Annotated in this window: 19 protein-coding genes; 8 read left to right on the plus strand and 11 right to left on the minus strand. The window is 63.8% G+C overall.

What is annotated here, in order from left to right; genetic code table 11:
* Window positions 1-58 precede the first annotated feature (58 nt).
* The 4 genes from AB7G19_RS11515 to AB7G19_RS11530 all read left to right on the plus strand — a co-directional run bounded on the left by AB7G19_RS11515 (window position 59) and on the right by AB7G19_RS11530 (window position 4718).
* Complete coding sequence (locus tag AB7G19_RS11515) at window positions 59-1852, plus strand: caspase family protein (protein WP_354096553.1); 1794 nt, start codon at window positions 59-61, stop codon at window positions 1850-1852.
* 366 nt (window positions 1853-2218) lie between these two features.
* Entirely contained in the window at window positions 2219-2842 is a 624-nt protein-coding gene (locus AB7G19_RS11520) for a hypothetical protein (protein ID WP_441267832.1), read from the plus strand.
* A gap of 296 nt (window positions 2843-3138) precedes the next feature.
* Window positions 3139-3723: a hypothetical protein gene (locus tag AB7G19_RS11525; protein ID WP_224580844.1), complete on the plus strand. Its 585-nt coding sequence runs from the start codon at window positions 3139-3141 to the stop codon at window positions 3721-3723.
* Between the two features lie 212 nt (window positions 3724-3935).
* Window positions 3936-4718, plus strand: a complete 783-nt coding sequence (locus AB7G19_RS11530) for a response regulator transcription factor (RefSeq protein WP_354120297.1) — start codon at window positions 3936-3938, stop codon at window positions 4716-4718.
* 55 nt (window positions 4719-4773) lie between these two features.
* Here the strand turns inward: AB7G19_RS11530 and AB7G19_RS11535 are convergent, their stop codons facing one another.
* The 4 genes from AB7G19_RS11535 to AB7G19_RS11550 form a co-directional block, all read right to left on the minus strand.
* Window positions 4774-6192, minus strand: a complete 1419-nt coding sequence (locus AB7G19_RS11535; protein WP_354096551.1) for an HlyD family type I secretion periplasmic adaptor subunit — start codon at window positions 6190-6192, stop codon at window positions 4774-4776.
* 50 nt (window positions 6193-6242) lie between these two features.
* Window positions 6243-7979: a type I secretion system permease/ATPase gene (locus tag AB7G19_RS11540; protein WP_354096550.1), complete on the minus strand. Its 1737-nt coding sequence runs from the start codon at window positions 7977-7979 to the stop codon at window positions 6243-6245.
* Window positions 7980-8120: 141 nt separating this feature from the next.
* A complete protein-coding gene (locus AB7G19_RS11545) occupies window positions 8121-8684 on the minus strand; it encodes a hypothetical protein (RefSeq protein WP_244623098.1) in 564 nt (187 codons plus the stop codon).
* Between the two features lie 145 nt (window positions 8685-8829).
* A complete protein-coding gene (locus tag AB7G19_RS11550; RefSeq protein WP_354096549.1) occupies window positions 8830-10266 on the minus strand; it encodes a hypothetical protein in 1437 nt (478 codons plus the stop codon).
* Window positions 10267-10614: 348 nt separating this feature from the next.
* Between AB7G19_RS11550 and AB7G19_RS11555 the strand changes: the two genes are divergently transcribed.
* Window positions 10615-11640 carry a hypothetical protein gene (locus tag AB7G19_RS11555; protein WP_283017305.1) on the plus strand — a complete coding sequence of 342 codons (1026 nt, stop codon included), beginning with the start codon at window positions 10615-10617 and terminating at the stop codon, window positions 11638-11640.
* Here AB7G19_RS11555 and AB7G19_RS11560 read toward each other — a convergent pair.
* The 7 genes from AB7G19_RS11560 to mdcA are packed head-to-tail and all read right to left on the minus strand — an operon-like array spanning window position 11580 to window position 17611.
* Complete coding sequence (locus AB7G19_RS11560; protein WP_354098183.1) at window positions 11580-12500, minus strand: acyltransferase domain-containing protein; 921 nt, start codon at window positions 12498-12500, stop codon at window positions 11580-11582. The genes AB7G19_RS11555 and AB7G19_RS11560 overlap by 61 nt on opposite strands.
* Window positions 12500-13363: a triphosphoribosyl-dephospho-CoA synthase MdcB gene (gene mdcB, locus AB7G19_RS11565; protein WP_283017303.1), complete on the minus strand. Its 864-nt coding sequence runs from the start codon at window positions 13361-13363 to the stop codon at window positions 12500-12502. The genes AB7G19_RS11560 and mdcB overlap by 1 nt, the downstream gene beginning before the upstream one ends.
* A complete protein-coding gene (gene mdcG, locus AB7G19_RS11570; RefSeq protein ID WP_283017302.1) occupies window positions 13360-14007 on the minus strand; it encodes a malonate decarboxylase holo-[acyl-carrier-protein] synthase in 648 nt (215 codons plus the stop codon). The genes mdcB and mdcG overlap by 4 nt, the downstream gene beginning before the upstream one ends.
* Window positions 14000-14740: a biotin-independent malonate decarboxylase subunit gamma gene (mdcE, locus tag AB7G19_RS11575; RefSeq protein ID WP_354096545.1), complete on the minus strand. Its 741-nt coding sequence runs from the start codon at window positions 14738-14740 to the stop codon at window positions 14000-14002. The genes mdcG and mdcE overlap by 8 nt, the downstream gene beginning before the upstream one ends.
* Complete coding sequence (locus AB7G19_RS11580; protein WP_283017300.1) at window positions 14727-15641, minus strand: biotin-independent malonate decarboxylase subunit beta; 915 nt, start codon at window positions 15639-15641, stop codon at window positions 14727-14729. Before AB7G19_RS11580 ends, mdcE begins: the two co-directional genes overlap by 14 nt.
* Entirely contained in the window at window positions 15638-15955 is a 318-nt protein-coding gene (mdcC, locus tag AB7G19_RS11585; RefSeq protein WP_071911406.1) for a malonate decarboxylase acyl carrier protein, read from the minus strand. The genes AB7G19_RS11580 and mdcC overlap by 4 nt, the downstream gene beginning before the upstream one ends.
* 9 nt (window positions 15956-15964) lie before the next feature.
* Window positions 15965-17611: a malonate decarboxylase subunit alpha gene (gene mdcA, locus AB7G19_RS11590; RefSeq protein WP_283017299.1), complete on the minus strand. Its 1647-nt coding sequence runs from the start codon at window positions 17609-17611 to the stop codon at window positions 15965-15967.
* A gap of 193 nt (window positions 17612-17804) precedes the next feature.
* Here mdcA and madL point away from each other — a divergent pair, with 193 nt between their 5' ends.
* Genes madL through AB7G19_RS11605 form a run of 3 tightly spaced genes read left to right on the plus strand, consistent with a single transcriptional unit; the run spans window position 17805 to window position 19693 of the window.
* Window positions 17805-18245 carry a malonate transporter subunit MadL gene (gene madL, locus AB7G19_RS11595; RefSeq protein WP_028149209.1) on the plus strand — a complete coding sequence of 147 codons (441 nt, stop codon included), beginning with the start codon at window positions 17805-17807 and terminating at the stop codon, window positions 18243-18245.
* Window positions 18242-19006 (plus strand): malonate transporter subunit MadM, encoded by a 765-nt coding sequence (madM, locus tag AB7G19_RS11600; RefSeq protein WP_063981840.1) that lies wholly within the window; start codon window positions 18242-18244, stop codon window positions 19004-19006. Before madL ends, madM begins: the two co-directional genes overlap by 4 nt.
* Window positions 19007-19693: a GntR family transcriptional regulator gene (locus AB7G19_RS11605; protein WP_085402438.1), complete on the plus strand. Its 687-nt coding sequence runs from the start codon at window positions 19007-19009 to the stop codon at window positions 19691-19693.
* Window positions 19694-19896 lie beyond the last annotated feature (203 nt).

Genomic DNA, 19896 nt, shown 5'->3' on the forward strand with positions numbered 1-19896 from the left:
ACCGAACCTGTCGTGGCGACACGAATGATAAAGCGCATAATTAAACAGTAGTACTGCCATGGGTTTGCACGGATTCGTGAATTTGCGCCGAATCTTGTTCCTTCTTCCTGTGCTGCTGCTCTTCTTCTGTCAGCCGGCATGGGCGGGGAATCGCGTCGCACTTGTCATTGGCAATTCTGCCTACAAAAACGCGGCGCCACTTTCGAATCCCGTCAATGACGCTGCGATTGTCGAGGCGACACTAAAGAACGCAGGTTTTGACGTTGTGCAAACCCGCCGGGATCTTCAGGCGATCGAGATGCGGCGCACGCTGCGCGATTTTGCCGATCAGGCTCGCGACGCAGATGTGGCCGTCATCTACTACGCCGGTCATGGTATGGAGATCGAAGGTACGAACTATCTGATCCCGGTCGACGCCACCCTCGAGCGCGATACGGATGTGTACGATGAGGCGTTTTCGCTCGATCGCGTCATGCTGGCCATTGAACCGGCAAGGCAGCTGCGACTTGTGATCCTCGACGCTTGCCGCAACAATCCTTTCTCCGAAAAGATGAAACGGACGGTCGGCTCGCGGTCCATCAGCCGGGGCCTTGCCCGAATTGAGCCGGCGACGGCGAATACTCTGGTTGCCTTCGCCGCCAAGGCTGGCTCGACAGCGTCGGACGGCAACAGCAAGAACAGTCCCTACGCTGCCGCATTGGTCAAATATATCGGGACTCCGGGTCTGGATTTGCGCAGAGTGTTCGGCTTCGTTCGCGACGACGTCATGAAAGCGACGGGCAATCGGCAGGAGCCCTATGTTTACGGCACGCTTGGCGGCGACGACGTGCCGCTGGTGCCCGCCAAGGAAACAGCCAAGGAAACAGCCAAGGAGCCAACCAGGGAACCAGCCGGAGAACCAGCCAAGGAGGCCGCGAAGGAAGCTGCTCCATCGCCAACGCTGCGATCCGAAATACGGCGCGACTACGAGCTCGCGCTGCAGGTTGGCAACAAGGATGCACTGAACTTCTTCATCGTCCAATATCCGGATGGTTACTACGCAAGTCTCGCAAAGCTTCAGCTCGCCAAAATCGATGCGGAGGAGAAGCGTGTTGCTGCGGCCGAAAAGGCGCGTCAGGCCGAGCAGGAGCAGGCGCGGCTCGTCAACGAGGGCGCACAACAGATGCAACTTGCCAAGGCGGCGTCGGATCTGAAGGCAGCGCAGGAAGCTCGGGCCGCCGCCGAGGCCGCCAAGGAAACCGCGCAGCATCAGGCTGCTCAAGCCGAACAAAGGCGTGTCGCGGCTGAAACGGCACCTGCCGCGAAGAACGCTGCACCATCAGCAACAGGGCAGCCGCAAGAGGCGAAGGCAAACACGGACACAAAAGTGGCAGCGCTCCCCAATCCACAGGCTCCCGTGCCGCCACCTTCGCCGGCTGAGCTGGCAAAATCGGTGCAAACCGAATTGCGCCGGGTCGGTTGCCTCACGGGATCGGCCAGTGGGGAGTGGGATGCGGCGTCGCGGCGCTCGCTTGAGCTGTTCAATCAAAGCGCCGGCACCAAGTTCGATACCAAGATGGCGAGCGCCGATGCGCTCGATGCGATCAAGCTCAAGCCGGCGCGGGTTTGTCCTTTGATTTGCGGATCCGGCCTCAAGCGTGACGGCGATCGCTGTGTCAAGATTACCTGCGCTGCGGGTTACTTTCTGAATGGCGACGATGAATGCGAGAAGCGCAAGGTCCGTCAGGCCCCGTCCGCAAGACTTGAACGAAGGGAGAGGGAGGCTGCTCCTGCAAGACCCGCAAGACCTGAGGCCAGCGCAAGCAACAAGCCGGAAGGCGGCGGAATGCCATTCATGTTCTTCCTGCCCTGAAGATTTCAGCCGATATCGTGTAGCGCCGTGTTCAAGCATGCCGTTCGAGTCTGCATCGGCCATTCTGAACGTAAGCCCGGCCCCAGTCTTTCCTTGCGAAGACTTCCGGGTCTTCGCGACACATTTTCCAGCTGGATTGGCCGACCCGCGCACCGGGTCACATGCTCGTCTGACCCGTTTCATGTTCAGTCGATGAGGCGGGAGAAACGTGGCTCGTTAGTCGCCGTTGTGGCTAACAAGGGTCAAACAGACCGCTCACGCGATTGCTGCCGCGAAAGCGCAAAGGAACGCGAAGTGAGCATATTTGATTGCCCTCTGACCGGCAGCTGTTGCCGTAGCTGAGGACCGGACAGCGTCTTTCCGGCTGTGACCATCTTCGAAAGACGGCGCAGGGAGATACGATCGCAATTTCGGACTTCGGAGAAGCTGATGCCCATTCCGTTGAGGATTTACATCACGCCATTTGCCGACAGGGGGGTCGTTGAGCCCGGGCAATGGAGCAGCGACACGGCCAAGAAGGCGCTCGACGTGGTCAATACGATCTGGTCAAAGGCCAAGATCGCGTTCGTGATCAGCGATTGCTTGATGGAGAAGCCGCTCGACATGGCAAAGAGCGCGCGCAGCAATGATCAGCGATTGCTGGGTGTTCTTGCCTCTCGGCACGATCCGGACAATGCCATCCACATCTACCTCGTCAATTCGATTGAAAATCTATCCGCCGGCGGAAGTTCATACCCCAATAGCGAACCCGAGCCGGCAAGCTTCGTCCAGTGGTATGGCAATGACCACGCCAATGGACGCGCCTGGGCTCACGAGCTTGGCCATCTGATGAGCCTCGATCATGTCGAGATCGACTATTCCAATGAGAAGCAGGCGGCGCAACGCGTCAAGAACCTCATGACGAAAGGATTGAGCGCCGGCTCCGACTTGACTGGCCAGCAGATCGATGCAGCCAAGGGCTCAAAGCTGATCAAGCGATTTGGCGGATAAGTCGTCGGCCGACCGCCGAAGTCGCCGTCGTCCTGCAGATCGCGTGTCCGAAGCGGGGGAACGTCCTCCTCGCGTGGCGATCTCCGCCGAATTCAGAAAAACGACTACATTGTGGCAATCGGCGCGGTCATTTCGGCACGGGTCTGGAGCCCGATCTAATCCGCCCATCCAGGCATGGGCCGGACAACGGCGCGCGCTTAATGGGCGCTTAATGCTTTTGCGCAACAGATAGATCACCAGCGCGGAATTAGTCCTAGTTACGAGTGCGAGCCGAGCTCCCGGAGGAGGGGAATCGGATGGGACTGCTTTTTGTCGGAGTGCTGGCGGGAGTCCTGATCGGCTTTGGCTGGTTTGCGCCTTCCCGAGGGTATTTCCTCGGATGCGCGTCACGACCCTGTTTCGCTGTCGCCCAACCCGCGCAGCCAATGCCGACGGCGTTGGCGCAAGAGCCTGCGGCTGTCAGATCGAGTTCCGCAACGCCGGCAAGGCCCGGCAAGACATCATCTCCGAAATCTCCGAAGAAACGCGGATCGACCGACCTTGCCAAAGCGGCGTCCCCGCGGACGAGCATCAGCGTCCCGGCATCCGAACGGCCCGCGGAAATGCCGGACCCTGCTCTGGACAAGGCGAAGGTTGCGATCGCGACGCAGATGAGGGGGCCGGAAACGGTCGAACTCAGCGACGTGAAGCGCGCAATGCGAAAGAACATGTTTGGACGCCCCGTGGATACGATTTGCGGCCGCGTGAAAGGAAGAAGCGCGTCAGGCGGCGAGACTGGCGAGAGGCCGTTTCTGTATCTCGTGAAGGAGGATGAAGCATATGTCGTCGACGGCAAGTCAGGGTCGGCGGCATCAACGGCGTATCGAAATATCTGCAATTAGGGATGCGTCGACTGCGCCACCGCGCAGTACACGCCCAGATGATTTGAGCGGAAAGAATTTCCCCCCAGGTGTCGAGTGATCCCGCAGTGGATACGGCACTAACGCGGCACTGCGCCGCTCTCGTGATGATGCATTCAGGATGAATGCAGCAGCAGGGGAGACGCAATACGGAATGGGAATATCGCGGAAGTTCTTTTCATCTCGAGGACATCATGCACGACATAACCAACGCTTCAAAACGGCTCAATGAATCGCTTCACTTGCCGGTTCTGGTGATCATCGAGCCGCTCCTGTTGCCTCGTACATGCATTCTGCACGTCCTCAGGCGGGAGTTGGACGAACTTGAGATCCTCGACATGGCATCGGTCCAAGGCCTGGACTGCACGTCAGCCCGCGATGTTCGTCTGGTGATGCTGAGTATCGCGGACAAGCCGATCGGCGATCCCTCGGTTGAGGACGATCTCGCCTTCGTTGCGGAGTGTTGTCCCAACGCCGCCACTGTGGTCCTGTCAAACCACGAGGACGAGCCGACCGTGCAGGCCGCGATGCAGCGGGGCGTGCGCGGCTTTCTTTCCACCTCGCTACCGATCGAGATCGCCATAGCCGGCCTGCGCCTTGTTCTTGTCGGCGGCGCCTACAGGCCGTTGCCCGTGGCCGGGATGAACAGGATACCGGATTTCGAGCCGCCGGATGCGCGCGGGCTCGCGCCCGCATATCTGATGAACGAGGGAGCCAGAGCGGCTATCGACAGGAGCGTGACCGATCTCACGCCTCGTGAGCAACAGGTTCTGGCGGAACTGGAGCTCGGCCTGCCCAACAAGCTGATCGCCGCCAAATTGGGCCTGTCGGAAAGCACGGTCAAAATGCACATTCAGCATATCATGAGGAAATGTGCCGCGCACAATCGCACGGAGGCCGTGCTCCGCTGGCGCGGCCGGTTGCCCGCGCCGAGTCGCGATCACGTCCCCGGCGTGGCTCTCATGCCGGAGACCTAATGCATGATCCGGACCCGGAAGGCGCGATGACGATTCACCCCAATCTCATCGCGCTTCAGTCCTCTCTGAATGCACCACGGAAGCTGTCGAGCAGGGGCCTGAGCGCGTAGAGAGCCACGGTGCCGCGCCCCGTCGTGATGAACACCTGAACCGGCATGCCGGGGACGATCTGGATGTCGTTCGCGACGATCTGTCCGTCGTCGATCCGGATCCTGGTCGCGTAGTATGGCTGGTCGGTACGCTTGTCGAGCAGCCGGTCTGCGGATACGTGCACGACGGTTCCCTTCAGGCGAGGCACGCGACGCTGATTGTACGGTACGAGTTGAACCTCGGCATTGAGGCCGGGATGAACCACATCGATGTCCTCGGGCCTCAGGCGCGCGGTCACGATGAGACGGTCTTGCCGGGGCACCAGGTCCATGAGCGGAGCGCCCGCTCCGATGACGCCGCCGGCCGTATGAATCCGCAGATCGGTTATCACGCCGTCCTCGGGCGCCTTGATCTCCGTTCGCGATAGCTGATCTCTGGCCGCAAGCAACCGCTCGCGGAGCTGGAATATCTGGTTCTGTGCTTCACGAAGCGACTGTGCGATCTCGTTCTGCCTCTCGCTCTCGAGCTTGAACAAGGTGGCCTGCTGTTCGCTGATGACCTGCCCGGCGCGGGCAATCTGCGCGGCGATCTCGCCGCGGCGGCCCTCGACGTCGGCCAGCTCCCGCTGCAGGTTCAGAAGCCGCGGCCGCCGTTCGAGTCCCTTGTTGACGAGGGTCGCGACCATATCCAGTTCCTCCCGAACGATGTCGACCCGCTGCCCGGTGGCGGTTTCCTGAGCCTTGAGACCTTCGATCTCCTTCTCGACTTGACGCCTTCGTTCGCGAATGACCGCAAGCTGCGACTCGTGAACCTGGAGGCGTGCCTGAAAAATGAACTGCTGCGCCGACACCGCAGCGGCCGCCACCTCGCTCTGCCTGCTGTCCTGTTCCAGCGCGTCCGGGATTGCGATCCTCTCGAATCTCTGCTGCTCGGCTTGAAGCCGTGCGGCACGAGCAGCGGCATCCCAGAATTGGCCTTGGAGGCTTTGCATCTCCGAGCCGGCCCGGGTGTCGTCCAGCTCGATCAGCGTTTGGCCGCTGCGCACGATATCGCCATCCGAAACCAGGATCTTCCTGATGATACCGCCCTCCAGATGCTGGATCGTCTTGCGGCTCGATTCCGATTCCACGACGCCGGACGCGATCGCGGCGCTCTCGAGAGGCGCGAGGCTCGCCCATGTCCCAAGCCCCAGCATGAAACAGAGCACCAGCAGATTGCCCGCGACGGTGATGCCGCGAAGCCTTCCGCGCGGAGAGGTCGGCGTGGGCGTCGAACACCATGGAAATTCCAGAGGCTCGAAATCGTCGATTGCGGTCACCACGACGCCAGATCGCCGGGCGGGCGGGGGGCTCGCCGGCGCTCGCATGAGCTGGTCCCAGATCATGGGAAGTCTCAATACGGCGGGATGCGTCCATATGGTGAGAGAGTTCCAGATCATGGCGCAATCTGCGAAGTGACCTGGGGTCGGCTCAGGTGCCGTTCAAAGATGTCCTCGCTGTCGCCGAACGCGGCGACCGCACCGCCCTCCATGATGGCAATCTTGTCCGTGGCTGCGAGAAGACCCATCCGGTGAGTGACGACGACAAGGATGACGCCTGCGAGCTTCATGCGCTCGATGGCATCCAGCAGCATTCGCTCGCCCCCGTAGTCGAGGCTGGCGTTGGGTTCGTCGAGAACGACGAGGCGTGGACTGCCGAAAAAGGCGCGGGCAAGACCGAGGCGCTGCCGATACCCGCGCGAGAAGGTTGCTTCGCTCTGAACCACCGTGTCGTACCCCAGCGGCAGGCCCATGATCGCCCCATGGATACCGACGAGCTTGGCCGCTTCGATGACTTTCCGCCGGTCGGCATCCTCAAGGCGTGCGATGATGTCGTTGATCGTGTCGCCGAGCAGGTTGATGTCCTGGGGGAGATATCCGAGGCGGTCGCCGCTTCGGCCCTCGCGAAGCAGCGAGACGTCGGTATTGTCGAGGAGGATACGGCCATGCGTTGGCATCGACAGCCCGGCGATCACCTGGCCGAGCAAGGACTTGCCTGACCCGGACGGACCGATGATGCCAAGGCATTCTCCGGGCATGAGGCTGAACGAGACACCGTTCAGCAGAAGATGGTTGGTCCCCGCAAGCCTCACGCCGACATTGTCGACGACGAGGCCGCTTGGCGCCTGCAGCGGAGAAACCTCCGCGCTCTGCTGCCGGGCGGCGGGGAATGCGGCGAGAAGTGCGCCGAGCCGCTGACAGGCGCTCACGGCCGTCACGAGTGATTTCCAGCCTGCGACCGCACTTTCGACCGGCGCGAGCGCCCGGCTGAACATCAGCGTGGCAGCAAAGATGATGGCCGGACTCTTCCCGTGATCGAGGACAAGCCATGCGGCAGCCCCCATGATCAAGACCTGCGACAGCGCGCGAACCGGCTTGGTGGCCAGCGAGACGATCTCGCCTCGCCGGAGTGCCACATCGTGCTCTCTGCGGGCGTGCTGCGCGTCACGGTGGATCATGCGCGCAGCGCTATCGAACATTCCCATGGCGCGGATCATGTGGATGTTGCTCGCTGCAGTCTGGAGGCGGCCGCAGCTTCTGGACAGCGCGGCGCCGGATCTGAGCAGAACGTCTTCGGTGACCAGCTCTCCGGCAACCGTGAGCGCGAACAGGAAGGCGACGCAACAGGCGCCCACCACGCCAAGCAGGGGATGGATCAGAAAGAGGACAAGGAGGAACAAGGGCGCCCAGAGCGCGTCGAACAGCATCGGACAAGCGCCGGACTCGACGAACTGGCGCAGCACGGTGAGATCCCGATACGCGCCCGACGCTTGCGTCCAATCGCTGCGAAGCGCCGATTCGAGGCCGGCCGAAAGCACGCAAGGACGAAGGCGATCGTCGAGCCAGGCGCCAAGGCGTCCCAGGACGGCGCGCCGCAATGCATCGAACACCCCGCCGACGACCACCGTGATCGCGACAATGAGCGTGAGCAGGAGCAAGGTGTCGCCGCTCCGGCTCGACAACACCCGGTCGTAGATTTGAAGAAGATAGATGGAGGGCGCAAACAGAAGCAGGTTGTAGCTGCAGCTATACGCGAATACGAGACCGAGCGGTCCCGCGCAGGACCGGAGGGCCGCGTGCAGTGGCGTCCCGATCTGCGGCAGGATAGGCAGCCGAATGGGCGGCATCAGCATGATCGTCACCGCCTGAAATCGAGGTCCGGCGCACTTGACCGATGGCCAACGCAATCCGGCAACGGCATCGGTAGATCATTGGCGTGAAATCCAGGACCGGCGGCCGCGGCCGCCGGTCCCGCCAGTCGGACGAGCGGCTGGTTAGAGCGTATCGAGATGGAAGGTCACTCCGCCACCCCATGCGAAGTTGCCGTCTCCGCCATCGCCGCCGATGCCGGCCACAACTTCCTGGTGCTGGTCCACCATGACCTTGTTGATCTGGGTGGCATCCGTATTGGCGTAGACCTTGGAGGTATCGTAGCCGCTGTAGGATTTTTGGCTTCCGTTCGACTCGGCGTCTCCGCCATGGGCCTTCGAAAAATACGAGGCCTTGGCGTTTGCGCCGCCGGCATCCCAATCCGCCGTCTGTTTGACGTGATCGCCGGTGTTCACGTGCACGTCGGCACCTTCCGCCTTGTTGGTCGGATCGTAGTTGACAGTCGGCTTGCTGATGATGGCTCCCTTGAAAGTACCGTCGCCGCCATTTCCGGCACTTTGACCACCGGTGTCGATCGATTTGACTTTGATCGTATCCGAGATGTTGATTGCCTTTGGCATCATTTGAGGCCTCCGTCGGTTTGTTGGCTGTCGTGCAACATCCATCCCGATCAGGCGGACGCGCGCGGCAAGTCTGGTCCGCCCACGCGCGATGGCGATAGATGTCAAATCGGACACCATCCGGTTTGGTGGGCCTACGTACGAAAGTACGACACTTCGTCAGGAGAGGCGCCTCTGCGCGGGCTTTGCATGCGAAGAGTGGCGACGGCGCGTGCCGCGATGCGATCGGCTATGCGAGCGATGCGACGTTTCGCTATGCCACCAGGTGAAGATCCGACAAGAGATGCGCGGCATCGCCACCCAGTGCGAGATTGCCGTGGCCGCCGTCCCCGCCAACGCCGGCGATCTGGACCGCACTCTGGTCGATGTGCACGTTGTTGACCTGATCGGCTACGGCCGTCGAATGCGGACCCGCGATTGCGATGTTGATGGGTGCATAGATCGCGACGCTGACGTCGATCAGACTGCCGGCAAAATAGCCGTTGCCGCCATTGCCTGCGCTGTTCGAGCCGGTCGCGATCGTATCGGAACCGCCCCACAGATTATGGGAGAGAAGGCTTGCATGGCCGCCCGCTGCGGCGTTGTCGTTGCCGCCGTGCCCGCCAATGCCAGCGATCTGAACCGCGGATTGATCCACGGAGACATCATTTATCTGGACCGCGTAAGTGCTGGAGCCATAGCCCGCGATTGCGATGTTGATCGGGTTGTACACTACAAACGAGGTATGGACGAGTTCACCGTAGAACACGCCGTCACCGCCATTGCCGGCCTGGCTTCCGCCCGTTTGAACGCCAAAGACGCCGCCTCCGTTGCTTGATCCCCAGCTGGGGTCGAGCGTCATGACGCTGCCGCCGGCGGCCAAATTGCCATTTCCGCCACTTCCGCCGACGCCCGCGATCTGAGTGGCCGATTGATCGATATCCACCGTGTTCGATTGACTTGCATGCGCAGTGCCGCCCGAGGCCGCCACCGCAATATTGATCGGATGATAGATCACCACGGGAGCGTCCACGATCGCACCCGAGAAATAACCGCTGCCGCCGTTTCCGGCGCCGTTGTCGCCGCTCGCGATCAGGCCGGCGCCTAAGGACGTACTGACGCTGCCGCCTGATGCAATGTTGTCATTGCCGCCATGGCCGCCGACGCCGGCCATCTGAAAAGCGGATTGATCGACATTCAAATTGTTGGACTGGTTGGCCAGGGCGACCGAGCCGTATCCCAAGCTCACCGAGATGTTGATCGGTTGATAGATCAACAGGGACGCGTGAATGATGCTTCCGTAGAAGTAGCCATCTCCGCCGTTTCCGGCCGTGTTGGCTCCGCTCTCGACCGCAGCAATGCCCATCCCGGGATGTGATGCGCCGGAAGCGGGCGTGTTGGACGAAACATCCAGGCCCGCCGCAGCGTGGTTGCCGACGTGGCCGCCCGTGTCGCCCACCGACGTGGGATGTTTGGATTGAATCGGGTCGGAGTCATTGTGCTGGGTGTTCGCGCTCGCGGGGTGCGCTCCAGAATCTGCAAATTGACCTGCAAACGGGCGGGGACCATGGACCAGGGCGCCACCGCCAACCGCGTCAGTCAGGAACGGTGCGCTCGGTGCCGGACCCGCTTCGTCGTCACCATCGTACCCATCGTGGCGATGGGAGGCGTGATGCAGCCGGATTCCATCCGACATCCGCGAAAAATCCATCGTAGCCTCCCTCATCGCAATCGCTCCGCGCGATCGGACGGGTTCTGCACTCCGGACAGACTGTCATCCCGGGAAGGTCGAATGCCCAGTCGTCAGTTCGGATATAGCGCTTCGTCTGGCACCCGTAACATCGGCTACATCCGTTCGGGTAAACAGCCTTTGCAACTTTGCGTGGGCCGATGCTTGAAAGTGCGACCTTGAGAGGATGGCGAAAATGGACAATCGAGCTGACGGCCAGATCGCCTGCGGCCAAAATGAATCCACGGCGTTGCCGGATTTAAGTCGCATTGCGACCTAGGTCACGGCCAACGCTCCCGTCCGGGCAGGGGCGCAACACCGGGGTTTTCCATGTCCGGTCATTTGCGAGTTTATTGCGCCGCTTTTACGCTTATTGCAGGTCTCTCGACATCATCCGCGTTTTCGACGCCTCTTTCCGAACTCTTCAATGCCGGTCCCGCCACAGCCCCTGCGCCCGCTTCCGCGGAAGCAGAGTGCTTGACGCGGCCCGGCAAGTCGACCGCCGATGGCCAGCACTGGGTCTATCGGGTGGAAGGCCAGCGCAGATGCTGGTTCCAGATCGCCGAAGGAACTGAGAGGGCGAAGAAGCCGGTTCAGCAACGCGCCACCAAACATCGTGTCGCCGCGGCCGAAGAGAACCAGACCGCGGCGCGCAAGCGGAAGACGGTGGTGGATGCGCGCGCGGAGCTGCCGCGCTCCGCACCTGCGGATACGTCCCGGCCGAGCCCGTCCGTGCCCGCGCAGGTGGTTGATGCCAATCCCGTCCTCGCCACCGGGATCGCAACCCGCGCGTCGCCGGCCCCCCTTTCCAAACGCGACCCGCTCACGGCCGACGAGTTCACGCCGCGCCAGGTCGACGTGGAGGCACTCCTTGCGGCGGCGCCAGCCGCCAGTGACGTGGTTGCCGCCTCGGCGGCGCCGCTCGCCTTTTCCGCCGCAGAGGCGGGCGATGACGGACGGGTTTGGACCTGGCTTGGCATGCTGCTGATGGCTTTGGGGCTTGTCTCCGTCTTGAGCGCGAGTCTAACCATTCGGTGGGCCGCGCTGCTGCCCCAGCTATTATTCGCTTGCCAGCGGCGAGTTGACGCCAGCAGGCAGAATGGGCCTCGAGCTCCCTGGCGGCGCGGCTCCCTGGTTTGGGCCCAACAGGGCTTATGGGGCAATGCCTGGCGTCGCTCAACACCACAGCTTTCAGCACCGATCGCGGTGAGTATCTGGAGGCTTCTCTTGTCGAGGGCGAGTTCTCTCGAGAAATTTCATGCGTTCGCTCAATCGCGAGCCGCCGGGCGCCCTGCCTATTCGGAAACAACCCAGTTTCGCAGACCATCGATCGTGCGAAATCCGTCGGCGGCGTAGCAGCGGATCGATCGATGGAAGCCTTGCGTCATCTCGGCAAGCGCGTGTCCTGGACCGAGGTCCAGGACTTGATCGACCCCGAGCTCTACGAGAGCCTCCAGCGTCGCCGCCCAGTCGATCGGGCGCGCGATCTGGCATGCGAGCTTTGCTGTCGCATCGGTCACGGAGAAGATGCGCTCGCCGCCATCCCCTGCGAGGAGGGTTCGATGGTCTGCGACAGGAGCGCGTCTGCTGGTCGCAAGCGCTTGCTGCAAGGGCGTGCAGGCCGGTTCGAGACGCGTCGTATGCGAGGCGATTTTGACGGCGAGAAGACCGGCGCGGGCGGCGCCCTGTGTCGTCGCCTCCTGACAGAGGGCGATGACATCGCACTCCGCGCCTCCAACCACGACAAGAAGGCCGGGATTCCTGATTGCGATCTCGCAGCGGTGCGTCTCGAGCAGGTGTTCGAGCGTGGCTCGTTCGAGCCCGCGGACATAGCCGAGCCGCCCATCCGGCCCCGCCACGCCGTCCATCAATCGGGCGCGGATATCGGTCAGTCGCAACGCTTCGGCGGCGGTCCATATTCCCGCAACGCTCCAGGCCGCCATCTCGCCGACGCTGTAGCCCGTGACAGCGGTGCCCTCAGTCAGCAAGTCCGCGATACAGGCGTGGATCGCGAGCGCCGATGTGACGGTTAGGATCTGGCTGACATGGTTGGCGGACAGCTCGTCCGCGCGGCGCGTCCTTATGAACTTCCGCGGATCTTCGCCGAGACAAGCGGTCGCAGCGGCGAAGACCGATTCCGCAGCAGGCCGATCGGCGACGAGATCGAAGATATTGTCCGACAGGGTGCCTTGTCCGCCGCAGAGCAGTGCAAGCATCAGGGGGCCAGCCGATCAACGAAGAGAGCGTCCACAAACAGAGCCATGGCGAGCAGATCTGCCGATCCGCCCGGACTGAGATTGCGCGCGACGAACGCCTGGTGAATGCCGTCGGCGTGTTTGCGCCAGCCTGGGCAACCGATTCCGCCCGCGGCAAGGAACGCGGATGCGCTGGCCTGCGCGAAGCGCAATCCGTCAACTCCGCCCCTGTGCAACAGATTGGTGTCGGCAACATCTGCGATCAGCGCCATGCAGGTCTGAACCCGAACCGCCTCCTCATCCCGAGGCGCGATCGTCCGCGCCGCATGCAGCGCGGGAAGGGCGATGTCATAGACGGAGGGGAAGCCACAAGCCGCTTCCGCCCTGGCGCCGCCGGCGCCGTAGCGACGTGACGCCACGGCGCCGTGGCTGCGCAGGGATATCGGGCCTGCGTAGATGGCGTCGCCCCAACGTTGCGACACCAATTCGCCGAGCGGCTTGCGAATGCCGAGAGCGCCGCGATACCCGGCCGCGGCGCAGAGCAGACCCAGTCCGAAGATCGCGCCGCGATGCGTGTTCACACCTGAGGTCGCCGCCAACATCGCGCGCTCCGCCGCAACCCCGATCGCGCGCAACCGGTCCATGCCGGCGCCCTCGGCGCCCGCGGCTGCGAGGTCGTGGAAGAACGGAGCCAGCGTGTCGGCACTTCGGCACAGGAGCCCGGCGTCCATATCGCGATGCGCGCCGTTGTCGACGTGGCTGACGAGCCCCGGCTTCGGATAGGTCTCTACTTCGAGCTTCAGGCACAGCGATGCGAGATGACCGAGCTGCTCCGCGCGGAGCGCGCGTTGCGGCGGCGCTTGCCATCTCAGCGCGACATTCATGACGCGCCACCCGCGAGAAACGCCGCACGCGTGGTGACATGAACGCCGGCCGCGCCCTTGACGAGGACTTCGTCCTCGTTAGCGCCGGTCAGCTCGCGCCATTGCACGCCGCCGGCGTGATAGACGATCTCGCCGTCGAGCCGCATCGGCGCCGTCTCTGCGATCCGCGCGATGTCGGACGGTAGGGTGTTCGCGTGCCTCGCCGACGACAGCGGCCAGAGCAGGTCGAGGTCCGATCCATCGGACAGATAGGGCAGGCCGGTGAGATGCTGCCAGGCCAGACTGCCGAATGTGCGCGTCTCCGGCAGAAGGCGGACGAGCAGGTCGATGGTCTGGCGCCACGACGCGGGCGCCGATGTTGCCGCATCCGCCAGCAATGGCGGCGGAGCATGCGTGATGAGTTCGCCGGGGGCGAGCGCGACGGCGATACGCCGCTTGCCGTGGCTCGGCGGCAGCGGCATTCCGAGCGGAATCATGCCTGCGGGATCGTTGCAGGCCGGCCTGCGAACCACGAGCGGGCGGCCGGCGCGCGCCCAGCCCTTGATAATCGGCTCGCTGGCGAGCGCGGGATTTCGGCTCATCGCGGCGGCCCAGCCGGTGGCCGAGGCCGTCACCATCGTATGGCGCTGGAGGGCTTCAGCCATGTGGCGCCTCCTGATGCGCGGCTGCCGCGAGTGTGCCAACCCGGTCGGCGATCTCGGCCGCCTTCCGCCGGCCGCCACGCTCGGCGCCGAGCCGCGCGCGATCGTCCTCTCCCTGCGGCCGTTGCAGCACGGCCGCAAGCTGCGGCGCCAAAGGCGCATTTTCATCCCAGACGGCGTGAATGCCGCCGGTCTGCACCATGTTGTCGAGGCCGGGCGCGAACACCGGCGTCGCTTCCGCCTTGGCCTTCAGCACATCGATCGGCAGCTTGGTGACCCGCGCCATCGACGGCAGGTCCATCACCGCGGGATGCGCACCGGGCAGCGCCACCAGCGTAGCGGTGGCGAGCGCGGTGGCGATGAACGCACCGGCCGCGCTGCCGCCATAGAGCAGGCCGACGGTACGATGTCCTTCGGCTTCCGCCAGCAGCAGGGCCTTGGCAAGATGCGACAGGTACTCGCTGAGCCCCAGCAGCTCGTCGCGCTTGCTCATGCGCTGGCTGGCGGAATCCACCAGGACCAGGATCGGCGCGCGATCGCCGGATTTGACGATCTCGATCACGCGCCCTGCGAGCACGATCGCCTCGTCGACGCCGAGCGGCTGACCCTGCGTGATGCCGAGCACGTGGATGGGACCTCCATCGGGCAGAATCGCCTGTCCCGCGATCATCGCGCCCGTGGTTGCGATCTTGCTGCCGTTTGGAAAGAGACTGGCCAGGATGTCATCGAGCGTCATCGGCGTTCTCCCTGTTGCTTGCCGCGCGAAGAAATGCGCCGGTCGGAAGTGCGGGGATCTGGGTCGGCTGGTCGATGCTAAGCGTCTGCCAGATCTCGACGGCGTCCTCGGCCTCGCCGAAACGCTGCAATCGCCGCTCGAGGCGCGTCTGCTCGGCTTCGAGCACCGCCACGTCGCATCGCCTGTTGGCTTTGAGCGCGTCGACCGCCGCCTGACGAAACGCCTGCGCCTCGTCGTCGACGAACGCATCAGCGCCGCCGATGAGGTAGCGATGCTTGCCACCCATCGTGCGCCACACCAGCGCGCGATCGCGCGAGTCGAATTCCTCGATACCCTTGTTGGTCTCGATCACTTCGGGGCCGCTGACGCTGATCCGCCCCTGTTCGGATACGATCAGGCGCGAGCAGGTGCCGGCGATCAGGCTACCGCCGCCGTAGCATCCGGCGCGTCCGCCGATCAGCCCGACGACGTTGACGCCGGCGCGCCGTGCCTCGATGATCTCGCGCATGATCTCGGCGATGGCGAGCTCGCCCGCATTGGCTTCCTGAAGCCGCACGCCGCCGGTGTCGAACAGGATCAGTACGTCGTGATGAAGCGCACGCGCGGCGCCCAAGAGGCCCGTGAGCTTGGCGCCATGGACCTCGCCGAAGGCACCGCCCATGAAGCGTCCCTCCTGCGCCGCGACGAGCACGGGCGCGCCGTCCAGGCGGCCGCGCCCGACGACGATGCCGTCGTCGAACTGTTCCGGCAGGTCGAAGATTGCCAGATGCGGGCTCATCTCGCGCAGCTCGGGGCCAATGAGTTCGGCAAAGCTGCCGGCGTCGACGAGCGTGTCGATGCGCTGGCGGGCGCTGGCCTCGTACCAGCTCAGCGAGGCATTGTCGGCTGTGGTCGCTGTCATCGTTCCGGCTCCTCGATCTTGCGGACGCCTTGCGCAAGGCGCAGCGCCACTGTGTCAGGCCTCGCGCCGCCGTCATTGATGGAGATGCGTAAGCCCCCGGCAGAGCGGCGCGCGACGAAGTCGCGGACCACGGCGTCCCAGACCATGCCGAAGCCATGAGCGGCCGTTGCGATGTCGATGGTGCAGACATCTGCCGGCGAGACGCGTTCCAGTAGGACTTCGAGATTGCCGGAGGCGACGACGCCGACGATCGCCTGGGTGCGGGTGCCGCCGGCGCATCTCGGGGCCGTCAGTCTGAAGCTGAGCTTTTCCATGCAAACTCCTCACCAATTGCGGAAGCGGCTGGGCGGGCGGTAGAGACCGCCGGAGGCCAGCATGAGGTCCTTGATCGAGCGGGCCGCCAGCAGGCGCCGGTCGGCGTCGAGCGGATCGATGCCGAGATCCTCGGGGCGCTGGATCACGCCGCGCTGCCTGAGCTGTTCGACCAGCTTCGCATCACGCGCGCGTCCGATGTCGGTGTAGCCGGCAACGCCGCGGATCGCCTGCTCGCGCTCGTCCTTGCTACGGCACATCAAGAGGTTGGCGATGCCTTCCTCGGTGACGATGTGGGTGACGTCGTCCGAGTAGACCATGACCGGCGCGAGATCGAGCTTGAGCTCGCGTGCCAGATCGAGCGCATCGAGCCGCTCGACGAACAGCGGCGCATTGCGCTCGCCGAAGGTCTCGCCGATCTGCACCACCAGCTTGCGGCCGCGGCGCAGCGCCGCGTTGGAGTCGGGATCGGCTTCGGCGCCGGCCTTGAGCCAGGGTTCGCTCGGGTGGCGCCGGCCGCGCGGATCGGAGCCCATGTTGGGCGCGCCGCCGAAGCCGGCGATGCGGCTGGTCGTCACCGTCGAGCTGTGGCCCTCGAGGTCGATCTGGAGCGTCGATCCGATGAACATGTCGCAGGCATAGAGGCCCGCCGTCTGGCAGAAGGCGCGGTTCGATCGCAGCGAGCCGTCGGGCCCGGTGAAGAAGACGTCGGAACGCGCCGCGACGTAATCCTCCATGCCGACTTCCGAGCCGAAACAGTGGATCTGGTCGACCCAGCCGGATTCGATCGCCGGAATGATCGTGGGATGCGGATTGAGCGCGAAATGGGTGCAGATCTTGCCCTTGAGGCCGAGCCTCTCGCCATAAGTCGGCAGCAGCAGCTCGATCGCGGCGGTGTTGAAGCCGATGCCATGGTTGAGCCGGCGCACGCCGTAGGGTGCGTAGATGCCCTTGATCGCGAGCATTGCGGTCAGGATCTGGGTCTCGGTGATCGCAGCCGGGTCGCGGGTGAAGAGCGGCTCGACATAGAAGGGGCGGCCGGCCTCGACCACGAAATGCACGAGGTCGCCGGGAATATCGACGCGCGGCACCTTGTCGACGATTTCGGTGACCTGCGCCACGACGAGACCGTTCTTGTAGCTCGTCGCCTCGACCACCGTCGGCGTGTCTTCGGTGTTCGGCCCCGTATAGAGATTGCCGTCCTTGTCGGCGCTCACCGCCGCGATGAGTGCGACGTTCGGCGTGAGATCGATGAAATACCGGGCGAACAGCTCGAGGTATGTGTGCACGGCCCCGAGCTCGATCCTGCGGCCGAACAGCATGCGCGCGATGCGGGCCGATTGCGGGCCCGAATAGGAGAAGTCGAGGCGCCGCGCGATTCCCTTGTCGAAGATGTCGAGGTGGGCGGGCAGGACCACCCCCGACTGCACCATGTGCAGGTCATGGACATCCTGGGGGTCGAGGTTCGCGAGCGCCGAGGCGAGGATGTCGGCCTGCTTCTGATTATCGCCCTCCAGGCACACCCGGTCCCCTGACCGGATCACCGCCCTCAGGAATGCAGGCAGGTTGGCAATGGGCACCATCTTGCCCTTCGCGTGCTGGCCGCCGGCCGCCAGGCGCTCCGCCAGGGCGGCCTTTTGAATACCCCAATCGCTCATTTCGGCTCCTTGGCATGCGGGGTTGGCTTTCGATTGCCCCAATGTATGCGTATTGCCTACCTTTGTCAATTAATGTATACATTAACCCATAAGTGATGGATATTCGCATACACAGGAGGGAATTTGCGATGCGAATGCATGCAGATAGTCCACGTCCTGGGGATCGTGCCTTGCTCGCCGAGGGGAGGCGCCCGTGACCATTTCCGGCGTAGCGCTGCTCGCGATCTGCACCCTCTTAGGGGGCCTGCTGGGGGACCTGCTCGGCGTCGCCCTCGGCGTGAAGGCCAATGTCGGCGGCGTGGGCATCGCCATGATGTTCTTGATCGCGGCCCGGCTCTGGCTGGTGCGGCACGGCATACTCAGCCACGGGCTCAAGACCGGCGTCGAGTTCTGGGGCAGCTTCTACATTCCGATCGTGGTCGCCATGGCCGCGCAGCAGAATGTGGTCGCCGCGGCAAAAGGCGGTCCGATCGTCGTCATTGCGGGGATCGGCGCGGTCGCGGTGTGTTTCGCGATGGTGGCCCTGATCGGCCGGTTCAGCGGTCGTGTCGAGACCATGGACGAGATCGAGGCGCGAGAGGCCGAGGCGCTCGCTGCACCTGTGCCCCACTTCAAGTCCGGGAGGATCGGATGATCATGATGTCTCACATTCTCGCCGCCAATGCGCTGATCACTGCGTTCGCGGTCGTCGGAATCCTGATGTGGATCTCCGGAGCGATCTCGAAATATCTCACCTTCGGGCGCATTCACGCCTCGGCGATTGCGATCATGCTGGGCCTTGCGCTGGCCTTTTGGGGAGGCATCTCCACCGGCGGCGAGAAGGGCGTGGCCGACCTGCCGGCCCTGGCCGGGATCGGCCTGATGGGCGGAGCGATGCTGCGCGATTTCGCCATCGTCGCCACCGCCTTCGAGGTCGATGTCGTCCATGCGCGCAAGGCCGGGGTGATCGGTGCGGTCGCACTCGGACTGGGAACGGTGGTGCCGTTCATTCTCGGCGTGTTCGTCGCCGCGGCGTTTGGCTACACTGACGCGGAATCGTTGACGACGATCGGCGCCGGTGCGGTCACCTACATCGTGGGCCCGGTCACGGGTGCGGCGATCGGCGCATCCTCACCGGTTATTGCGCTCTCGATTGCGACCGGTGTATTCAAGGCAGTGATCGTCATGATCGGCACGCCCTTTGTGGCGAAGATGATCGGCCTGAACAATCCGCGTAGCGCGATGGTGTTTGGCGGCTTGATGGGAACGGTCAGCGGCGTGTCTGGAGGGTTGGCGGCGACGGACCGACGTCTGGTGCCCTACGGTGCGCTGACGGCGACATTCCACACCGGGCTCGGATGCCTGGTCGCGCCCTCGATCCTTTACTTCGCGGTGCGCGCGATCACGGGAGGCTGAATGGCAGAAGTATTGAAGGTCGCGGTCGACGCGGAGGACGATGGCGGGCTGCTCTCCGATCGCATCCGGAATGCGCTTACGGACGAGATTGCCTCAGGTGCGCTCGTCGCCGGTTCGGCCCTGGAAGAGCAGCAGCTTGCCGATCGTTTTGGAGCTTCCCGCACGCCGGTGCGGGAGGCGCTTCGCCAGCTCGTGGTCAGCGGCCTCGTCGAGGTGCGCGGCCGCCGCGGCCTCGTCGTTGCGCGCATGACGCCGGAGCGCATCATGGACATGTTCGAGACCAGCGCCGAGGTGGAAGCCATGTGCGTCAGGCTCGCGACCTACCGCATGACGCCGCTCGAGCGCAGCCATCTGATCGAGCTTCATGACGCCTCGCTCAAGATGGTCGAGGCCAACGATGTCGATGCCTATGACGCGTTCAACCGCGAATTCCACGAATGCATCTACCGCGCAACGCACAACTCATTTCTCGCCGAGCAGGCGCAGGACGTGCGTTCGCGGCTCAGCGCCTTCCGCCGCACCCAATTGCGGCAGGGCGATCGCATTCGCAAGTCCCGCGACGAGCATGACGCCATCATGCAGGCGATCGCGGAAGGTGACGGAGAGACCGCAGCCCGCCGAATGCGTGCGCATATGCTGAATGCCGCGTCCGCGCTCAGGCGCTACATCGATGATCGCCTCGGCTGAGTAGCCCGATCGCACGATCGGGCCGATAGCTTGACCGCATCCGGCGGCCGCAGGCATGGACTATTGGTAAGGTCGCATCCCCATTCTGCCTGATCGAGGCGCGCCGCGCTCGCATCGCGCCGAGCTGGCTTGAGCGCGGCGTCAAATATTTCTACATCCACTCAGATCCGTTCCTGCGTGCCGGTTTGGCAGGTATCAGGAAG

The sequence above is a fragment of the Bradyrhizobium sp. 215_C5_N1_1 genome, from assembly GCF_052075935.1.
GTDB classification, from domain to species: domain Bacteria; phylum Pseudomonadota; class Alphaproteobacteria; order Rhizobiales; family Xanthobacteraceae; genus Bradyrhizobium; species Bradyrhizobium barranii.